This is a genomic window from Porphyromonas uenonis 60-3 (assembly GCF_000174775.1).
Classification (GTDB): Bacteria; Bacteroidota; Bacteroidia; order Bacteroidales; family Porphyromonadaceae; genus Porphyromonas; species Porphyromonas uenonis_A.
Genome location: NZ_ACLR01000098.1, coordinates 1 through 546, shown reverse-complemented (window position 1 = coordinate 546; position 546 = coordinate 1). Strand labels below are relative to the sequence as shown.

The window sequence follows — 546 nt, the reverse complement described above, 5'->3', positions numbered from 1 at the left end:
ACGCCCTCCCGCTAAACACTCGACCGTGCGTCCCTACTTTAACTTTGCAGAGTGAAAAGAAATCGACCCGAGATTAGGTCAGTTGAACGGGTTGTTCTTACCTTTGTTGTAGTGAGGTAAGGACAGCAACCAGAGGGTAATCTATCGTCCCTACGAGGCTTCGAGCCTAAGGTCTGTTATAGACCCTCTGGAGTTCAGCTACTTGAGACTCATTAGAAAGTGAGGCCTATAGCCTAATTAAAGTAATAGCCTAATGTAGCCTAGCTGGTCCTTATCAATAATCAGATACAAAGTTATGGAATATCACTTTATCGGCATCGACGTTTCCAAAGAAAAACTGGATGCCACCCTGATTCGCTACGAATCAGAATCAGACAGCGAGCAGCAGCTCGCCTACACCACTGTAGAAAACAACCCTAAGGGGTTCCGGAGCCTCGTCTCTTGGAGCAAGAAGAACGCTGGTCGAGGAGTCAAGACCGACACCATGCTCTTCTGCTGTGAGACTACAGGAGGATACGATCGCGCACTCTGCGACTGGCTCTACGG

General features: G+C 48.5%; 1 pseudogene. It reads left to right on the top strand.

The features are described 5' to 3' along the window. Positions 1-295 precede the first annotated feature (295 nt). A pseudogene (locus PORUE0001_RS02665) lies at positions 296-546 on the top strand (IS110 family transposase); the annotation flags it as partial.